The following is a 15,127-nucleotide window of genomic DNA, read 5'->3' on the forward strand; positions in this document are numbered from 1 at the left end:
CTCACCGGACGCCCGCCGCGACGGCACCGAAGTCCTGGAACGCGATCGACTCGGCCTGCGCGTAGACCTGGCGGCCGGCGATCGTGCTGAGGATGCGGCCGCTGTGCTCCGCCGCCATGCCCAGGTCCGGGCCGGTGAGACCCAGGGGCTGTTCGGCGGTGTTGTGCACGAAGATCCGGCGGCCGCTCACGTCGATCGCGTGGTCCGCGTTCGCCGTCGTCCGACCGTCCTCCGCGCGCAGCAGGTGCCGCACCGGCTCCAGGAACGGATGGTCCGGGTGGCGGTAGCCCGTGCCCGCGACGACACGGTCCACCACGTGCCCCCCGGTCACCCCGGTCTCCTCGTCGCGCAGGGTGACCTCCACCCGGGGCGCACCCGGGCCCGCGACCAGGCGGGCGTCCGTCACCGACGTGCCCGGCCACAGCCGGGCCGGGTCCAGCGGACCCACCTGGCGCTCGTACAGCGCGTGGTAGACGTCCTCGATCGTGTACTCGCTGATCCCCTTGTACAGGGACCGGTGGGATGCGTTGATCTCATCCCGCCGCGCCCGGGGCAGAGTGGCGAAGTGCCGCTCATAGTCCAGCGAGGTCAGCTCGAGCGTGAGCTGGCCGACCTCCATGCCGAAGAACCGGGGTGAGCGCGTGACCCACGTGAGGTCCGGGTGGCCCGCGTTCAGCAGGTCCAGGGCGCACTCCGCCGCCGACTGGCCGCTGCCCACCACCAGGACCGACCCGGCCCCGGCGATGTCCTCGCGACGGCCCATGTACTCACCCGTGTGCACCACGGGGGACGCGCCGACCCGGGCCGACTCCTCCGCGACGCGCGCGAGCGGCGCGGGCAGGGACGGCACCGTGCCCGTGCCCACCACCACGTGGTCGGCCCGGTGCGTGCTGGTCCCGGCCGCGGAGGCCGCCTCCACCACGAACTCGTCCGCCTGATCGTCCCACCGCACCGCCGTCACCGTGGTCGCGTAGGCGATGCCGGGCAGCTGGGCTGCCACCCACGCGCAGTAGTCCGAGAACTCCCGCCGCAGCGGGTACCAGGAACCCCGGATGTAGAAGCGGTGCAGCCGGCCCATCGCCTTGAGATACGCCAGGAACGAGTACGGGGAGGTCGGGTCCGCGAACGTCACCAGGTCCGCGAGGAACGGCACCTGGATCTGCGCGCCCGGCAGCATCATGCCCGGGTGCCACACGAACGCGTCGCGGCTCTCCACCACCTCCACCTCGACGTCGGGCAGCGGGTGGGCCAGCGCGGCCAGGCTCAGGTTGAACGGGCCCAGCCCGATCGCGAGCACGCGGCGGGGGGACGTGGACGCCGGGCTCATGCGCACACCTGCTCTCCGTGCTCGTCCACGCGCGCCGCGGACGGACGTGGCCCCGCCGAAGCGGGGAGCGTGCAGGACACGGCGACCGACGGGCCATGCGGACGGGTCCGCGCCACCCCGCGCCACCGATGACGGCTCGCCCGCACCGCGTCGACGTGCCGCAGCGCCGCCTCCTCCACGACGTCGACCAGCTCCTCCAGCTCGCCCGAGGTGACCGCGGGGTTCAGGATCGTGAACTTCAGATGGGGCACCCCGTCCACCACCGTCGTCGCGATCAGCGCGCGCCCGCCGGCCACGAGCTCCCGGTGCGTCGCCGCCTGCACCGCCGTGCACTCCTCCTCCGACAGTCCCTCGGCCCGCACCCGGAACAGCACTGTCACCAGCGTCGGATCCTCCAGCACCGCGAACGTCGGCCGGGCCCGCAGGATCCCGCACGCCTGCCGCGTGCGTTCGCGCGCCCCCGCGAACAGGGACACCACCGCCTCGGCCCCATGCTCACGCAGCGTCAGCCACAGCTTGAGCGAGTCGAACCGGCGGCTCGTCTGCAAGGACCGATCCGCCAGGTTCGGATGGACGCTGTCCTCCGGGTTCAGGTAGTCCGCATGCACCGTCACATGGCGCAGGCTCTCGGCGTCCCGCACCACCAGCGCGCTGCAGGCCAGCCCCACGTAGAACGTCTTGTGGAAGTCCATCGTCACCGAGTCCGCACGGTGCAGCCCCGGCAGCTCGTGGCGCGTCGCCGCGCTCGCGGCGAGGATCCCGCCCACGGCCGCGTCCGCATGGACCCACATCCCGTGGCGTTCGGCGACGTCGGCGATGGCCGGCAGCGGGTCGATGGCGCCGCGGTCGGTGGTCCCCAGCGTCGCGACGACGGCCATCGGCACGGCACCGGCGGCCACCTCACGTTCGACCGCCTCGGCCAGGGCCCCGGGGTCCAGACGCCCGGCGGCGTCGGTGGGGACGACGACCACGGCGTGGCGACCCAGCCCGAGCAGGCCGGCTGCCTTGGCGATGCTGTAGTGCGTGGCGGCGCTGACGAAGACGCGCAGCGAGCCGAGCACCTCGGCGGGCAGGTCGGCGAGCCCGGCGTGGCCGGTGAGGCGCTGCACGGCGCGGCCGCGGGCCAGCGTCATGGCCTGCAGGTTGGAGGCCGACCCTCCGGAGGTGAAGACGCCGTCGCCCGCGGCGAACCCGCACCAGCGTCCGACCTCGGCCAGGAGCCGCTGCTCCATGAGCGCCGCGGAGCGGGCCTGGTCCCAGGACTCGACCGCCGTGTTGAGCGCCCCGAGCACGGTGTCCGCTGCGGTGCTGGAGAGCAGGACCGGGCAGTTGAGGTGAGCGGCATAGCGCGGGTGGTGGTAGGCGGTGGTCTGGTGGGCGTAGAGCTCCGCGACCTCGGCGAGGGCGTCGTCGAGGCTGCCCGTCGGCTGCGAGAAGTCGACGGCGCCGACGGCGTCGGCCAGGTGCGTCGACGGGGTGTCCGGGTGGACCCCCGCGCGGTCGTAGGCGGTGTCGACGGCCACCCGGGCCGCCCTGCCGGTGGCGTCGAGGTAGGCGGCGGGATCGCCGAGTCCGAACAGGCGAGGGAGCATGGGAGGGCCTTCCGTGAGGGGGTCGTCGGCTCCGGGCGGCGTCCGCCACGGACGCCCCGCACAGTAGGGAAGCCTTACCTAAGAAAGCAAATACGCAACAATGACGTGACGTATTCAAAGGGAGGACTCCAGCAAAGGTGAGGCTCACCTATGCTGACCGGATGACGAGCTCCTCCGTCCTCCCCCCGCCTGCCGCCCGTCCCTCGCGTGTCGAGGCCCTGCAGATGAAGGCCTACCGCGGGCTCGCGGCCCTCGGCCAGGCGATGCCCGTTGACCGCGACGAGTATCCGCAGTGGACCATGACGGTCCGCGCCACGTGGCTGCTCGCCCCCCGGCTGCGTCGTCTCACGTTCGCCGCGGAGGAGTTCCGCACGTTCACCCCGCAGGGCTGCGACGAGTACTTCGGGCTGCTCACCCCGCCCCCGGGGCGGGCGCTCGTGATGCCCGATCCCGCGGCGCTCAATGCGCGGCGAGCGGTCGGGCGGATCCCCGAGGACGTGCGGCCGGATCTGCGGTGGTACACGGTCGCCGAGCACCGGCCCTCCGTCGGTGAGATCGACGTCGACGTCGTCGTGCACGACCATGCGGGCCCCGCCGGCACGTGGGCGCGCACCGCACGTCCGGGCGACGTCGCCGGCTTCCGCACCGGGACGGGCGCCTATCGTCTGCCGGCGGCGGGGGAGTCGCACCTCGTGGTGGGGGACGAGACCGCAGTCCCGAGCATCGCCGCCGCCCTTGCCGCGCAGCGTCGCACGCCGCGCGGGGGCCGGATGGACGTCGTCCTGGAGGTGCCCGGCCGTGACCACGTCCCCGCCCTCGAGGTCCCGGAGGGCGCCACGCTCACGGTCCTGCACCGCGGAGACGCCGTGCCGGGCGCCCTGCTCACGCCGCACCTCGAGGACCTCCCCGCCGCGCCCCGCGACCACGTGTGGGCGTGCGGCGAGCAGTCGCTCGCGACGGCGGCGCGGCGGGTGATCGTCCGCCGCGGCATCGCACCGAAGCGCGCGATCATGTTCAGCGGCTACTGGCGGGTGGACGGCCCGCGGCTCTGATCCCGTCCGATGGTCGGCGTCCGTGCTCCGAGCACGAGGCCGACCGCACGCCCCGGAACGACGAAGGGCCCCTCCGCCAGGAGGGGCCCTTCGCGTGGGAGCGGATGACGAGATTCGAACTCGCGACCTCCACCTTGGCAAGGTGGCGCTCTAGCCAACTGAGCTACATCCGCCTGAGTCGATCCTCACGGATCGTCTCCGTGCGCGATACTGGGTTCGAACCAGTGACCTCTTCCGTGTCAGGGAAGCGCGCTACCGCTGCGCCAATCGCGCTCGTCCACCTCCGAAGAGGTGGTGAACATGCCGCCACTCCCGGTCGGAGAAGCCTGCGAGGTCGGGACGGGATTCGAACCCGCGTATACGGCTTTGCAGGCCGCTGCCTCGCCTCTCGGCCACCCGACCAGGGGTGAAGGTTGAGCGAGCGGATGACGAGATTCGAACTCGCGACCTCCACCTTGGCAAGGTGGCGCTCTAGCCAACTGAGCTACATCCGCGTGTCGGTGCCGCCGGGATCCGCTCGTCCGAGCCGCTCACCTGCGTTTTCCAACGAGAAAGAACTCTAGGCCATCTCCGCCCGGATGCAAAATCGGCGTCGGCAGGCGTGTCGGGCCACCCCGTCGGGGGTCCGCGGACCCTGCCAGAATGGCTGACCATGACCCAGCCACGCCTCGCGCATCAGACCCCCCACGGACGCATGTACGCGCGCTCCCTCTCGGGCCTGCCCGAGGTCCCGTCCATCACCACCGTGATCGGCATGGAGAAGACGGACCTGGACGGCTGGGTCGGGTGGATGGCGGCCCAGTCCGTGACCCAGGATCCGCGCCTGGCGGAATCCGTGGGCTCCGCGGCGCGCCTGAAGCAGGTGGCCCGCCAGTCCGCCGACGCCGCCGCCCGCTACCGGGACGCCGCGGCCGAGCGCGGGGACCGCGTGCACGACTACGCCGAGCAGGTGGCCCAGCGCGCCCTCGGCCGCCCCCACACCATGGCGGAGGCCCGGGCCCGGCTGATCGAGCACGGCGAGGGCGCCTACGCGGACCGCTTCGACGAGTGGTGGGACCTCTACGACGTCCGGCCGATCGCGGCCGAAATCACCGTCTGGAACCACACGGTGGGCTACGCGGGCACGCTGGACCTCGTCGCCCGAATCGGCGGCCGGCTGTGCCTGATCGACTACAAGACGAAGGGCACGGGGCGGGACGGACGGGTCAAGGCGCTCGACCCCAAGGTGGTCATGCAGTTGACCGCCGGCCTGAAGGCGGAGGAGTCCCTCGTGGATCCCGAGGCCGGCACCTGGGAGGAGTGGCGGCACGGGCAGGCCGAGATGCTGCTCGGCGTCGCCCTGGGGGAGACCGAGGTCGCCGTGCACCAGGCCAACCCGGGCGTGCTGCCCCGCCACTGGCACAAGTTCTGGGCCCTGCGCCAGGTCTGGAAGCACGCGCAGGCCGTGGACGACGCCGGCCCCGCGCTCCGTGTCATCGGCCCGCCTCCGCCGTCGGTCCCGGTGTCGGCGGCCACCGGTCTGCAGGCCGTGCGCGCCGCGGCGTTCGGCGGCGGCTCCCACGCCGCCCCGGCCGTGGCGCCCGACGGGTCGTCGTCGCGCCCGGCGTCTGCCGAGGGCGGCGATAGGGTGACGGCGTGACCGTCCTGCCCGTCCGCACCATCCCCGACCCCGTCCTGCGCACCGCCGCGTCGCCCGTGCCCGCGGGTGCGGACGTGCGCGCCCTCGTGGCGGACATGATCGAGACGATGCACGCCGTCGGGGGCGTGGGCCTGGCCGCGCCCCAGGTGGGCGTGGGTCTGCGGGTCTTCGTGTTCGACGTCGCCGGCGTCGCCGGGCACGTGGTCAATCCCGTGCTCGAGACCGCCGGGCAGGCGCTGCGGGAGCCGGGCGAGGGGTGTCTGTCCGTGCCCGGGCTGCGCTACCACCCGGCGCGCGCCGCGGAGGCCGTCGTCCGCGGCACCGACGTGGACGGGAACCCGGTGGAGCACCGGGGGACCGGCCTGCTCGCCCGCTGCCTCCAGCACGAGACCGACCACCTCGACGGGATCCTCTACGTCGACCGCCTCGACGGCGAGGAACGCCGTGAGGCCCGCCGCCGCATGCGCGCCGGCGAGGTGGACCGCGCCGCTCGTCGCATCGGGGCCGCGCGCGCGGCCGCCGTCAGCTCGGTCTTCGGCGCCCCCGCCGCCCCCGCCGCCGGAACAGGAGCCGCCCGATGACCGCCCCGACGCCCCTGCGCGTGCTCTACGCCGGCACGCCCGAGACCGCCGTGCCCGTGCTGCGCGCCCTGCTCGACTCGCCCCACGAGGTCGTCGGCGTGCTCACCCGGCCGGACGCCCCGGTCGGGCGCCGGCGGGTGCTGACCCCGTCGCCGGTCGCGGTCGTGGCCGAGGAGGCCGGCCTGCCCGTGCTCAAGGCCGACCGACTCCGCGGACCCGAGGGTGCCGATGCCCTCCAGGCGATCCGCGCGCTCGAGGCGGACGTGGCCGCCGTCGTCGCCTACGGGGCGCTCGTGCCCGCCGAGGCCCTGCAGATCCCGCGCCACGGCTGGCTCAACCTGCACTTCTCCGCGCTGCCGGCCTACCGCGGCGCCGCCCCCGTTCAGCGCGCCGTGATGGCCGGGGAGACCGAGATCGCCGCCGACGTGTTCCAGCTCGAAGAGGGCCTGGACACCGGACCCGTCTTCGCCCGACTCACCCGCCCCGTCGCGGCCGACGAGACCGCCGGGACCGTGCTCACCGACCTCGCCGAGCGCGGCGGCCCGCTCGTGATCGACGTGCTCGACCGCCTGGCGGCCGGCACCGCGACGGCCACGCCCCAGCGCGGCGAACCCACCCACGCGCCGAAGCTCACGGCCGCAGACGGCCTGGTGGACCCCGCCCGCCCGGCGGCCGAGGTGGCCGCCCGGATCAACGGCGTCACCCCCGAGCCCGGCGCCTGGGGCTGGCTGACCGCGGACGACGGCGCCGCCCCGGCCCGTTTCAAGCTCGACGGCGTCGCCCCGGTCCGCGCCGGCGACGACGGCTGGCCCTCCGTACTCGACGCCGCGGCTCCCGGGCAGATCCTGGTGGCCGCGAAGGCCGCCTGGCTGCGCACGTCCGGCGGGGCCGTCCGGCTCTCCCGCGTCCAGCCGGCGGGCAGGAAGCTGATGCCGGCCGCCGACTGGGCGCGCGGCGCCGCCGCCGGGGCCGCGCTGCTGGCCGGGGAGGCGCTCGCCCACCACGAAGAACAGGCCCGCCAGAAGGCCGCCGCCCGGGCGGCGGCACGCGAGGCCGCGCGGAACGCCGCGGCACAGGACGAGGAGGCACGCGCATGAGCCGCGAAGGACAGGCAGGACAGGGCCGGGGCGAGCGAGGGGCCCGCGGGGAACGCGGCCGCGCACCCCGGCCGGACGCCCAGGACCGCCGCGACGCGCAGGGGCGCACCCGCAACCGGGGTCGCTCGGGCGCGGGACGGAAGTACTCGGCGCAGGCGCCGTCCCAGCGCTCCCGCACCGCCGACCCGGCCCGCCGCGTCGCGTTCGGGGTGGTCCGCTCCGTCCACGCCGAGGACGCGTACGCGAACCTGGTCCTCCCGGCGCGCATCCGCCAGGCCCGCCTCGACCGGCGCGACGCCGGTTTCGCCACCGAACTCGCCTATGGCACCCTGCGCGGGCTCGGCCTGTACGACGCGATCCTGACCCGCTGCGTGGACCGCCCGCTCGAGCAGATCGACCCACCCGTGCTCGACGCCCTGCGGCTCGGCGCCCACCAGGTGCTGGGCATGCGCGTGCCCGCCCACGCCGCCCTCGACGCCACCGTCTCCCTCGTGCGCGCCGAGATCGGGGCCGGCGCCTCCGGGTTCGTGAACGCGGTGCTGCGTCGGGTCGCCGAACGCCCCCTCGAAGAGTGGCTGGCCGACGTCGCCCCCGCCGACGGCGGCGACGCCGCCCTGGCCGTCCGCACCTCGCACCCGGTGTGGATCGTCCGCGCGCTGCGCCAGGCCCTGGCCGCCCACCGCGGCACCCGCCACATCGCCGACCGCGACGCCGAGCTGGCCGCCCTGCTCGAGGCGAACAACGCCCCGCCCGTGGTCAACCTCGTCGCCCTGCCCGTGGCCGGCGGGGCCGAAGCGCTCGCCGCGGCCCTCGACGACGGCGCCGAACCCGGGCCGCTGGCCCCGGACTCCGCCCTGCACTCCGGCGGCGACGCCGGCCGCCTGCCCGGGGTGCGCGAGGGCGTGCTCCGCGTCCAGGACGCCGGCTCCCAGCTCACCGCCCGCGCCCTGGCCCAGGCACCCGTCCCCGCGGCCGAGGGGCGGGCCGAGCGCTGGCTCGACCTGAGCGCCGGCCCCGGCGGCAAGGCGGCCCTGCTGGCCGCCCTCGCCGCGGAGCGGGGGGCGACGCTCGTGGCCAACGAGGTCGCCCCGCACCGCGCCGACCTCGTCCGGCAGGCACTCGCCGCCGTGCCCGCCGGCGCCTGGACCGTCCGGGCCGGGGACGGTCGCACGATCGCCGACGCCCCCGAGGCGGCCCCGGCGTTCGACCGCGTCCTCGTGGACGCCCCCTGCACCGGCCTCGGTGCGCTGCGCCGCCGACCCGAGTCGCGCTGGCGCCGCACCCCGGCCGACCTCGCCGAGCTCACCGGCCTGCAGGCCGAGCTGCTCGACGCGGCGGTCTCCGTCCTCGCCCCCGGCGGCGTGCTCGCCTACGTGACCTGCTCCCCGCACGTCGCGGAGACCGTCGTCCAGGTCCAGGACCTCGTGCGCCGCCACCCCGAGCTGGAGCTGCTCGACGCCCGCACCGCCCTCGACGCCGTCGCGCTCGACGACCTGCGCCTGGACGAGGCCGAACCCGCCGGCGCGCCGGAGCCGGGAGACGTGGTCGCCCACACGGCCCAGCTCTGGCCGCACCGGCACGGCACCGACGCCATGTTCCTGGCCCTGCTGCGCGCCCCCGGCGCCTGACCGAGAGGACCCGACCATGACCGCCCGCCCCCCGCGCCTGCACCCCTCGATCCTGTCCGCGGACTTCGCCCGCCTCGCCGACGAGCTGGCCCGCATCCCCAGCGCGGACGCGGTGCACGTGGACGTCATGGACAACCACTTCGTCCCGAACCTCACCCTCGGCCTGCCCGTGGTCGAGGCGATCCGACGCGCCACGGACCTGCCGCTGGACCTCCACCTGATGATCGAGGACGCCGACCGCTGGGCGCCCGGCTACGCGGAGGCGGGGGCCGAGTCCGTCACCTTCCACGCCGAGGCCTCGGCGGCGCCCGTCCGACTGGCCCGCGAGCTGCGCGCGGCCGGAGCGAAGGCCGGCATGGCGCTGCGACCGGCGACCGCGGTCGAGCCCTACCTGGACATGCTCCTGGAGCTGGACATGCTCCTGCTGATGACCGTGGAGCCCGGCTTCGGGGGGCAGGCGTTCCTCGACGTCGTGCTGCCGAAGATCCGCCGGGCACGCCACGCCCTCGACGGCGGGCCCGCCCCGCTGGCCCTCCAGGTCGACGGCGGCGTGAACCGGGAGACCATCGAGCGCGCGGCCGAGGCCGGGGCCGACGTGTTCGTGGCCGGCTCCGCGGTGTTCGGCGCCGAGGACCCCGACGCCGCGCTCGTCGGCCTGCGCACCGCCGCCGCCCGCGCCTGCCACTGAGCCCGGCGACGCGGTCGCCTGGCCGCCGCGCCGGACGTTGTCCGGCGACGTCCGTCGTGCGCGGCCGGCCGGGCGTGCGATACTGCTGGACAGCAACGTGCTCCGAGATGCGGTGGAAGTCCGCACCGGCGGTGACAGCCCGCTAACCGCGCGGCCCGTCCTCATCCGAGGCGGTGCCGGGCGGCCTGACCGGTGGAATTCCGGTGCCGACCGTACAGTCGGGATGGGAGAGGCACGCGGCGGAGCCGTTTCGCGCCCTGCGCGGGAGGGCTGCGGAGCGCACCCCTCGGAGTCCCGATCCGAGGAGGTGGCGTCACGGTCATGGACTGGCTGGTGGACGCGTTCAACTGGACCATCCCGGTCGCCGGCGGTGGCCTGCTCATGCGCGAGGTGCTGGGCAACGTCTTCGGCCTCGCCTCCGCCCTGGGCGGCATGGCGCGCAGGGTCTGGGCCTGGCCCGTGGGCATCCTCGGCAACCTCATCCTGCTGACGGTCTTCCTCGCCTCCCTGTTCACGGGGGCCGATCACGCCACCCTGCTCGGCCAGGCCGGCCGACAGGTCATGTTCATCGCCGTCTCCGTCTACGGCTGGGCGCGCTGGCGTCAGGCCCGCCGGGGCCACGCCGAGGACGCTCCCGCCATCACCCCGGAGTGGGCCGGCTGGCGCGGGCGGGTGTTCCTCGTGACGGCCATGGCGGTCGGCACCGTCGCCCTCACCCCCGTGTTCCGCGCGCTGGGTTCGTGGGAGCCGGTGTGGGCGGACGCCTGGACGTTCGTGGGATCGCTGCTGGCGACCTACGGCATGGCGCGCGGCTGGGTGGAGTTCTGGCTGATCTGGGTGGCCGTGGACGTCGTCGGCGTGCCCCTGCTGTGGAGCACCGGCTACTACGCCTCGGCCGTGATGTACGCCTTCTACGGCGCCTTCACCCTGATCGGCTTCTTCGTGTGGCTGCGCGCCACAGACCGGGACAAGCCCGCCGTGGAGACGCTGCTGCCGGACGGCCCCGAGGGGGACGTCGCCCGATGAGCGCCGCCGAGACCCCGTTCGCCGACCCCATGGACCTCGCCGTCCGCGCCGCGCTGCGCGGTGTGCGCGGCGCCAACCCCCTCGTCGGGGCCGTCCTGACCGACGAGGCCGGCCGCGTCCTGGCCGTCGGGCACCACCGCGGACGGGGGACCGCCCACGCCGAGGTCGACGCCCTGACCCGCTGGCGGGCCGCCCGCGCCGCGGATCCGGCCCTGGCCGCCCTCGACCCCGCCGGCCTGACGCTGCACGTCACCCTCGAGCCCTGCGACCACACCGGCAGCACCGGCCCCTGCTCGCAGGCCGTCCTGGACGCGGGGATCGGCGCACTGCGCTACGCCGTCGCGGACCCCACCGGCCACGACGGCGGCGGCGCGGCCCGCCTCGCCGCGCACGGGGTGCACGTCACCGGCCCCACCGGCGAGGCGGCCGCCCTCACGCTCACCGCCCGCTGGCGCGAGGTCCGCGACGCAGGCCGCCCATGGGTGACCGGACACCTCGCCCAGTCCCTCGACGGCCACGCCGCGGCCGCCGACGGCACGAGCCAGTGGATCACCGGCCCGGACTCCCGCGTCCACGCCCACGAGGTGCGCTCCCGCGTCGACGCCATCGTCGTCGGCACGGGGACCGTCCTGACCGACGACCCCCGCCTCACCGCCCGTGACGCCGCCGGCGCCGAACTCGCGCACCAGCCCGTGCCCGTCGTCCAGGGTCACCGGCCCGTGCCCGACGGCGCCGCCCTGCGCACCCACCCGGTCCTGCTGCACGTGCCGGACCACGACCCGCACGCCGTCCTCGCCGCGCTCGCCGCCCATCCCGGGCCCTGGCCCCGCAGCGGGGACCGCCCGGCACACGTGCTCATCGAGGGCGGACCCCGCGTGCTCGGCGCCTGGCTGCGCGCCGGCCTCGTGGACGAGCTCATGGTCTACACCGCGCCCCTGCTGCTCGGCCCGGGCCGCGCCGCCGTCGCCGGCCTGGACGTCGCCACGCTGTCCGAGGGACTGCGCTGGCACCCCGACCCCGCGGAGGGCGGCCCCGTCCGTGCCTTCGGGGACGACGTCTGGGCCCACCTGAGCCCGGTGCCGGCCCCGCGCCTGCCCACCGCCCCCGCCCCGACCCGTTTCCAGGAGGACTGAGTGTTCACCGGCATCGTCACCCATCTCGGCACCGTCGTCGCCCTCGAGCACGACGCGGCCGCCGACACCGCCCTGCTGACCCTCGACGCCGGCGGCGCCCTCGACGGGCTGCCCGCCGGCGGCTCGCTCGCCGTCGACGGCGTGTGCCTCACGGCCCTCGACGAGCCCACGGAGCGCCCCGGCGTGTTCCGTGCCGACCTCATGGGCCAGACGCTGCGGATGACCAGCCTCGGCGACCGCGCCCCGGGGGACCGGGTCAACCTCGAGCGCTGCCTGCGCCCCACCGACCACCTGGACGGACACGTGGTCCAGGGCCACGTGGACGGGACCGGCCAGGTCCTCGCGGTCACCCCGCACGGGGCCTGGACCACCCTGCGCATCGGCCTGCCCGCCCGCCTGGCCCGCTACGTCCCCGCGCAGGGGGCCATCGCCCTGCAGGGCGTCTCCCTCACCGTCACCGCCGTCTCCGACCCGGGCGCGGCCGCGCACTGGTTCGAGGTCGGCATCATCCCGGCCACACTCGAGGCCACCACCCTGGGCGCCCTGCGGCCGGGCGACCGCGTCAACCTCGAGACCGACGTGCTCGCCCGGTACGCCGAGCGCCTCGCGCTCATCCCCTCCGCCCCCGCCGCACCCACCGAGGAGGCCCGCCCGTGAGCGAGCACATCCGTCTGGACCCCGTCCCCGTGGCGATCGCCGCGATCGCCGCCGGCCGGCCCGTCGTCGTCGTGGACGACGCCGACCGCGAGAACGAGGGCGACCTGATCTACGCGGCCGCCCTGGCCACCGACGAGGTCACCGCCTTCACCGTCCGCCACACCTCGGGCGTCATCTGCGCGCCCCTGCAGGCCGGCCTGGCCGACCGCCTGGCCCTGCCGCCCATGACCACCGTCAACGAGGACCCCAAGGGGACCGCCTACACCGTGAGCGTGGACGCCGCCGCCGGCGTCACCACCGGCATCTCCGCCGCCGACCGCACCCGCACCCTCCGCGTGCTCGCCGACCCCGGTGCCGCCCCCGGTGACCTGACCCGGCCCGGTCACGTGTTCCCCCTGCGCGCCGTCCCCGGCGGCGTCCGGGCCCGCCGCGGCCACACCGAGGCCGGCGTCGAGCTGTGCCGCCTGGCCGGCGTCGCGCCCGTGGCCGCCATCGCCGAGCTCGTCCACGACGACGGCACCATGATGCGCCTGCCCGCCCTGCGGGAGTTCTCCGATGAGCACGGCCTCGTGCTGATCTCCATCGAGGACCTCGTGGCCCACCTGGAGGAGACGACGCCGACCCTGACCGCCGTCCCCGCCGAGGCCACCCTGCCGACCCGGCACGGCCTGTTCCGCGTGAGCGTGCACGTGGACGCCGAGACCGGGGCTGAGCACCTGCTGCTCGTGGCGGGGGAGACCGACCCGGAGCGTCCCCTCACCGTCCGCGTGCACTCGGAGTGCCTCACCGGCGACGTGCTCGGCTCCCTGCGCTGCGACTGCGGCCCCCAGCTCGAGGACGCACTTGCCCGCGCGGCGGCCGAGGGCGGCGCCGTCCTCTACATCCGGGGCCACGAAGGACGCGGCATCGGCCTGGCCAACAAGATCCGCGCCTACCGGCTCCAGGAGGAGGGGATGGACACCGTCGAGGCCAACCTCGCCCTCGGTCTGCCCGCCGAGGCGCGCGACTGGGCCGGGGCCGCCGCCGTCCTCACGGCCGCCGGCCATCGGCGCATCCGCCTGGTCACCAACAACCCCGCGAAGGTCGCGGGGCTGCGGGCGGCCGGCATCGACGTCGTCGAGCGTGTCCCGGCCCCCACGCCCGTCACCGAGCACAACGTCGTCTACCTGCGCACCAAGCGGGACCGCATGGCCCACGCCCTGGCGGACCGCGTGCTCGAACCGCCGACGGCCACCGGCGGCCCCGCCACGCCGGCCGATGACCCGACCACCGACCCGACCCACCCCACCCACCAGGAGGACACCCCATGAGCGGCGCCGGAGCCCCGACCTTCACCCCCGACCCCGCCGCTGCGAGCGGCCTGAACGTGGCGATCGTCCACGCCCAGTGGCACACGGAGATCATGGACGGGCTGATCGCCGGGGCGCAGGCCGCCGCGGCCGACCTGGGCCTGGAGCCCGTGCTCGTGCGCGTGCCCGGCACCGTCGAGCTCACCGTCGCTGCGGCGCGGCTGGCGGAGCGCTTCGACGTCGTCGTGGTCCTCGGCGTCGTGGTGCGCGGGGACACCCCGCACTTCGACTACGTGTGCCAGTCCGTGACCCAGGGCGTGACGGAGGTCTCGGTGCGCACCGGCGTTCCCGTGGGCTTCGGCGTGCTCACCGTGGACACCGACCAGCAGGCCCGCGACCGGGCGGGCCTGCCCGGATCCCGAGAGGACAAGGGACGCGAGGCCCTCGAGGCGGCCGTCCTCACCGAGCTCGCGCTGCGCTCGGTCACGCCACGGGACTGAGGGTGGCCGGGCGGGGCTGCCTGCTGGGTCGGCTGCTCTCGACGTGGACCCTGTCCCCGGGGCCGGTGGGGTGATCGCAGGCCGGTCAACCGGGCCCGTCCGGAACGCCGGCAGCCCCGCGCCGTCATGGATGGGGTCGGCCGGAGGGCGCGGGGACCCGACGATAGAGGCGGAGACGCGAAGCCCCCGCCCTTCGTCTCGCTCGCGGCATCCACAGCTCGTCGTCCACTGCCCCGACCGTCAGGGCGGGCCGTTGACCCCCAACGCGTTCACCGCCGCAGACGGGTGATCTATGCGGCCCGCCCCGCCTCGGACGACTGCGTCGGGGTGCACGGAGCCTGCCGCAGCGTGGCCGCGTTCAAACAGTCCATGGCCCTGCTGGGAGCTGCGCGAGACCGGGCTGCTGCTCACCCCCCTGGTGCCGGCCCGCTCCATCGTCCCCGGTGCACGTCTGGCCTGCGACTGGCTGGGCCACTATGAGAAGCGCGAACCCGTCGCCTCCGCCTACGCCGACCTGGCCGGCCTCATCTTCGAAAGGATCACCGCATGAACGAGAAGCAGCTTGAGCCCGACCTGAGTCTGCGAGCACAGCGACGCAAGCCCACCCCGGCCCCCCAGACCCCGGCTCCCGGAGCGGTGATCCCCGCAGAACCGGCAACGACCTCGGACCCGGCCGGTGGGTATGCGCCCCTGGCGCGGCGTGGGGCGCCGACCGTGGCCCTGAACGTGCGAGTGCCCGAAGCGATCCGCGACGCGGTGCGTCGAGAGGCCGCCACGAACCCGGCAACGCCCAGCCAGGCCGCGGTCATCGAAGCCCTAGGGCATGTCTGACAATCGTTTGGACCATGCGATCACAGCATTCAGGACCACAGCGGCCCTGTAGATGATCGCGTACTTGTCATACCGGGTCGCCAGGCC

The 15,127-nt window shown here is 75.3% G+C and carries 15 protein-coding genes, 4 tRNA genes and 1 pseudogene; 13 read left to right on the forward strand and 7 right to left on the reverse strand.

All coding sequences use genetic code 11. The features are described from left to right. Position 1: 1 nt before the first annotated feature. A complete protein-coding gene (locus KVS67_RS08435; protein ID WP_049147985.1) occupies positions 2–1,327 on the reverse strand; it encodes a lysine N(6)-hydroxylase/L-ornithine N(5)-oxygenase family protein in 1,326 nt (441 codons plus the stop codon). Then, positions 1,324–2,919, reverse strand: coding sequence for a pyridoxal-dependent decarboxylase (locus KVS67_RS08440; protein WP_049147986.1), 1,596 nt, complete (start codon positions 2,917–2,919; stop codon positions 1,324–1,326). The genes KVS67_RS08435 and KVS67_RS08440 overlap by 4 nt, the downstream gene beginning before the upstream one ends. A gap of 161 nt (positions 2,920–3,080) precedes the next feature. Here KVS67_RS08440 and KVS67_RS08445 point away from each other — a divergent pair, with 161 nt between their 5' ends. Then, positions 3,081–3,971, forward strand: a complete 891-nt coding sequence (locus KVS67_RS08445) for a siderophore-interacting protein (protein ID WP_049147987.1) — start codon at positions 3,081–3,083, stop codon at positions 3,969–3,971. A gap of 99 nt (positions 3,972–4,070) precedes the next feature. Here the strand turns inward: KVS67_RS08445 and KVS67_RS08450 are convergent. The 4 genes from KVS67_RS08450 to KVS67_RS08465 all read right to left on the reverse strand — a co-directional run bounded on the left by KVS67_RS08450 (position 4,071) and on the right by KVS67_RS08465 (position 4,465). After that, positions 4,071–4,144, reverse strand: a tRNA-Gly gene (locus tag KVS67_RS08450). 28 nt (positions 4,145–4,172) lie between these two features. After that, a tRNA-Val gene (locus KVS67_RS08455) sits at positions 4,173–4,244 on the reverse strand. A 58-nt stretch (positions 4,245–4,302) separates the two neighbouring features. Then, positions 4,303–4,373 (reverse strand) — tRNA-Cys (locus KVS67_RS08460). A gap of 18 nt (positions 4,374–4,391) precedes the next feature. Then, a tRNA-Gly gene (locus tag KVS67_RS08465) sits at positions 4,392–4,465 on the reverse strand. 158 nt (positions 4,466–4,623) lie between these two features. Between KVS67_RS08465 and KVS67_RS08470 the strand changes: the two genes are divergently transcribed. From KVS67_RS08470 to KVS67_RS08525, 12 genes are all read left to right on the forward strand, one after another. Next, positions 4,624–5,610: a cytochrome gene (locus KVS67_RS08470; protein ID WP_061873217.1), complete on the forward strand. Its 987-nt coding sequence runs from the start codon at positions 4,624–4,626 to the stop codon at positions 5,608–5,610. Then, positions 5,607–6,191: a peptide deformylase gene (gene def / locus KVS67_RS08475; RefSeq protein ID WP_217565243.1), complete on the forward strand. Its 585-nt coding sequence runs from the start codon at positions 5,607–5,609 to the stop codon at positions 6,189–6,191. The genes KVS67_RS08470 and def overlap by 4 nt, the downstream gene beginning before the upstream one ends. Before the next feature lie 14 nt (positions 6,192–6,205). Then, a complete protein-coding gene (locus KVS67_RS08480; RefSeq protein WP_230278126.1) occupies positions 6,206–7,288 on the forward strand; it encodes a methionyl-tRNA formyltransferase in 1,083 nt (360 codons plus the stop codon). Further along, a complete protein-coding gene (locus KVS67_RS08485; protein ID WP_217565244.1) occupies positions 7,285–8,916 on the forward strand; it encodes an RsmB/NOP family class I SAM-dependent RNA methyltransferase in 1,632 nt (543 codons plus the stop codon). The genes KVS67_RS08480 and KVS67_RS08485 overlap by 4 nt, the downstream gene beginning before the upstream one ends. A gap of 16 nt (positions 8,917–8,932) precedes the next feature. After that, positions 8,933–9,604, forward strand: coding sequence for a ribulose-phosphate 3-epimerase (rpe, locus tag KVS67_RS08490; RefSeq protein ID WP_217565245.1), 672 nt, complete (start codon positions 8,933–8,935; stop codon positions 9,602–9,604). 321 nt (positions 9,605–9,925) lie between these two features. Further along, the gene (gene pnuC, locus KVS67_RS08495; protein WP_004167571.1) at positions 9,926–10,630 is read left to right on the forward strand and encodes a nicotinamide riboside transporter PnuC; all 705 of its coding nucleotides are present in this window, start codon (positions 9,926–9,928) and stop codon (positions 10,628–10,630) included. Further along, positions 10,627–11,763, forward strand: a complete 1,137-nt coding sequence (gene ribD, locus KVS67_RS08500; protein ID WP_217565246.1) for a bifunctional diaminohydroxyphosphoribosylaminopyrimidine deaminase/5-amino-6-(5-phosphoribosylamino)uracil reductase RibD — start codon at positions 10,627–10,629, stop codon at positions 11,761–11,763. Before pnuC ends, ribD begins: the two co-directional genes overlap by 4 nt. Beyond that, entirely contained in the window at positions 11,764–12,420 is a 657-nt protein-coding gene (locus KVS67_RS08505) for a riboflavin synthase (RefSeq protein ID WP_135101353.1), read from the forward strand. Continuing rightward, complete coding sequence (gene ribB, locus KVS67_RS08510; RefSeq protein WP_217565247.1) at positions 12,417–13,730, forward strand: 3,4-dihydroxy-2-butanone-4-phosphate synthase; 1,314 nt, start codon at positions 12,417–12,419, stop codon at positions 13,728–13,730. The genes KVS67_RS08505 and ribB overlap by 4 nt, the downstream gene beginning before the upstream one ends. After that, a complete protein-coding gene (gene ribH / locus KVS67_RS08515) occupies positions 13,727–14,209 on the forward strand; it encodes a 6,7-dimethyl-8-ribityllumazine synthase (protein ID WP_217565248.1) in 483 nt (160 codons plus the stop codon). Before ribB ends, ribH begins: the two co-directional genes overlap by 4 nt. A gap of 418 nt (positions 14,210–14,627) precedes the next feature. Beyond that, complete coding sequence (locus KVS67_RS14290) at positions 14,628–14,759, forward strand: hypothetical protein (RefSeq protein WP_020624531.1); 132 nt, start codon at positions 14,628–14,630, stop codon at positions 14,757–14,759. Next, positions 14,756–15,040, forward strand: a complete 285-nt coding sequence (locus KVS67_RS08525) for a hypothetical protein (protein ID WP_080696003.1) — start codon at positions 14,756–14,758, stop codon at positions 15,038–15,040. Before KVS67_RS14290 ends, KVS67_RS08525 begins: the two co-directional genes overlap by 4 nt. Here KVS67_RS08525 and KVS67_RS08530 read toward each other — a convergent pair. After that, positions 15,026–15,127: pseudogene (locus KVS67_RS08530) on the reverse strand (IS5/IS1182 family transposase); the annotation flags it as partial. The gene KVS67_RS08525 and the pseudogene KVS67_RS08530 overlap by 15 nt on opposite strands.

The sequence above is a fragment of the Micrococcus sp. GbtcB5 genome, from assembly GCF_019091605.1.
Lineage (GTDB): Bacteria > Actinomycetota > Actinomycetes > Actinomycetales > Micrococcaceae > Micrococcus > Micrococcus luteus.

What these genes read in the sequence shown, in the direction of transcription:
- KVS67_RS08435 (WP_049147985.1), bottom strand. Translation starts at nt 1,327, where the DNA reads ATGAGCCCGGCGTCCACGTCCCCCCGCCGCGTGCTCGCGATCGGGCTG.
- KVS67_RS08440 (WP_049147986.1), bottom strand. Translation starts at nt 2,919, where the DNA reads ATGCTCCCTCGCCTGTTCGGACTCGGCGATCCCGCCGCCTACCTCGAC.
- KVS67_RS08445 (WP_049147987.1), top strand. Translation starts at nt 3,081, where the DNA reads ATGACGAGCTCCTCCGTCCTCCCCCCGCCTGCCGCCCGTCCCTCGCGT.
- KVS67_RS08470 (WP_061873217.1), top strand. Translation starts at nt 4,624, where the DNA reads ATGACCCAGCCACGCCTCGCGCATCAGACCCCCCACGGACGCATGTAC.
- KVS67_RS08485 (WP_217565244.1), top strand. Translation starts at nt 7,285, where the DNA reads ATGAGCCGCGAAGGACAGGCAGGACAGGGCCGGGGCGAGCGAGGGGCC.
- rpe (WP_217565245.1), top strand. Translation starts at nt 8,933, where the DNA reads ATGACCGCCCGCCCCCCGCGCCTGCACCCCTCGATCCTGTCCGCGGAC.
- pnuC (WP_004167571.1), top strand. Translation starts at nt 9,926, where the DNA reads ATGGACTGGCTGGTGGACGCGTTCAACTGGACCATCCCGGTCGCCGGC.
- ribD (WP_217565246.1), top strand. Translation starts at nt 10,627, where the DNA reads ATGAGCGCCGCCGAGACCCCGTTCGCCGACCCCATGGACCTCGCCGTC.
- ribH (WP_217565248.1), top strand. Translation starts at nt 13,727, where the DNA reads ATGAGCGGCGCCGGAGCCCCGACCTTCACCCCCGACCCCGCCGCTGCG.
- KVS67_RS08525 (WP_080696003.1), top strand. Translation starts at nt 14,756, where the DNA reads ATGAACGAGAAGCAGCTTGAGCCCGACCTGAGTCTGCGAGCACAGCGA.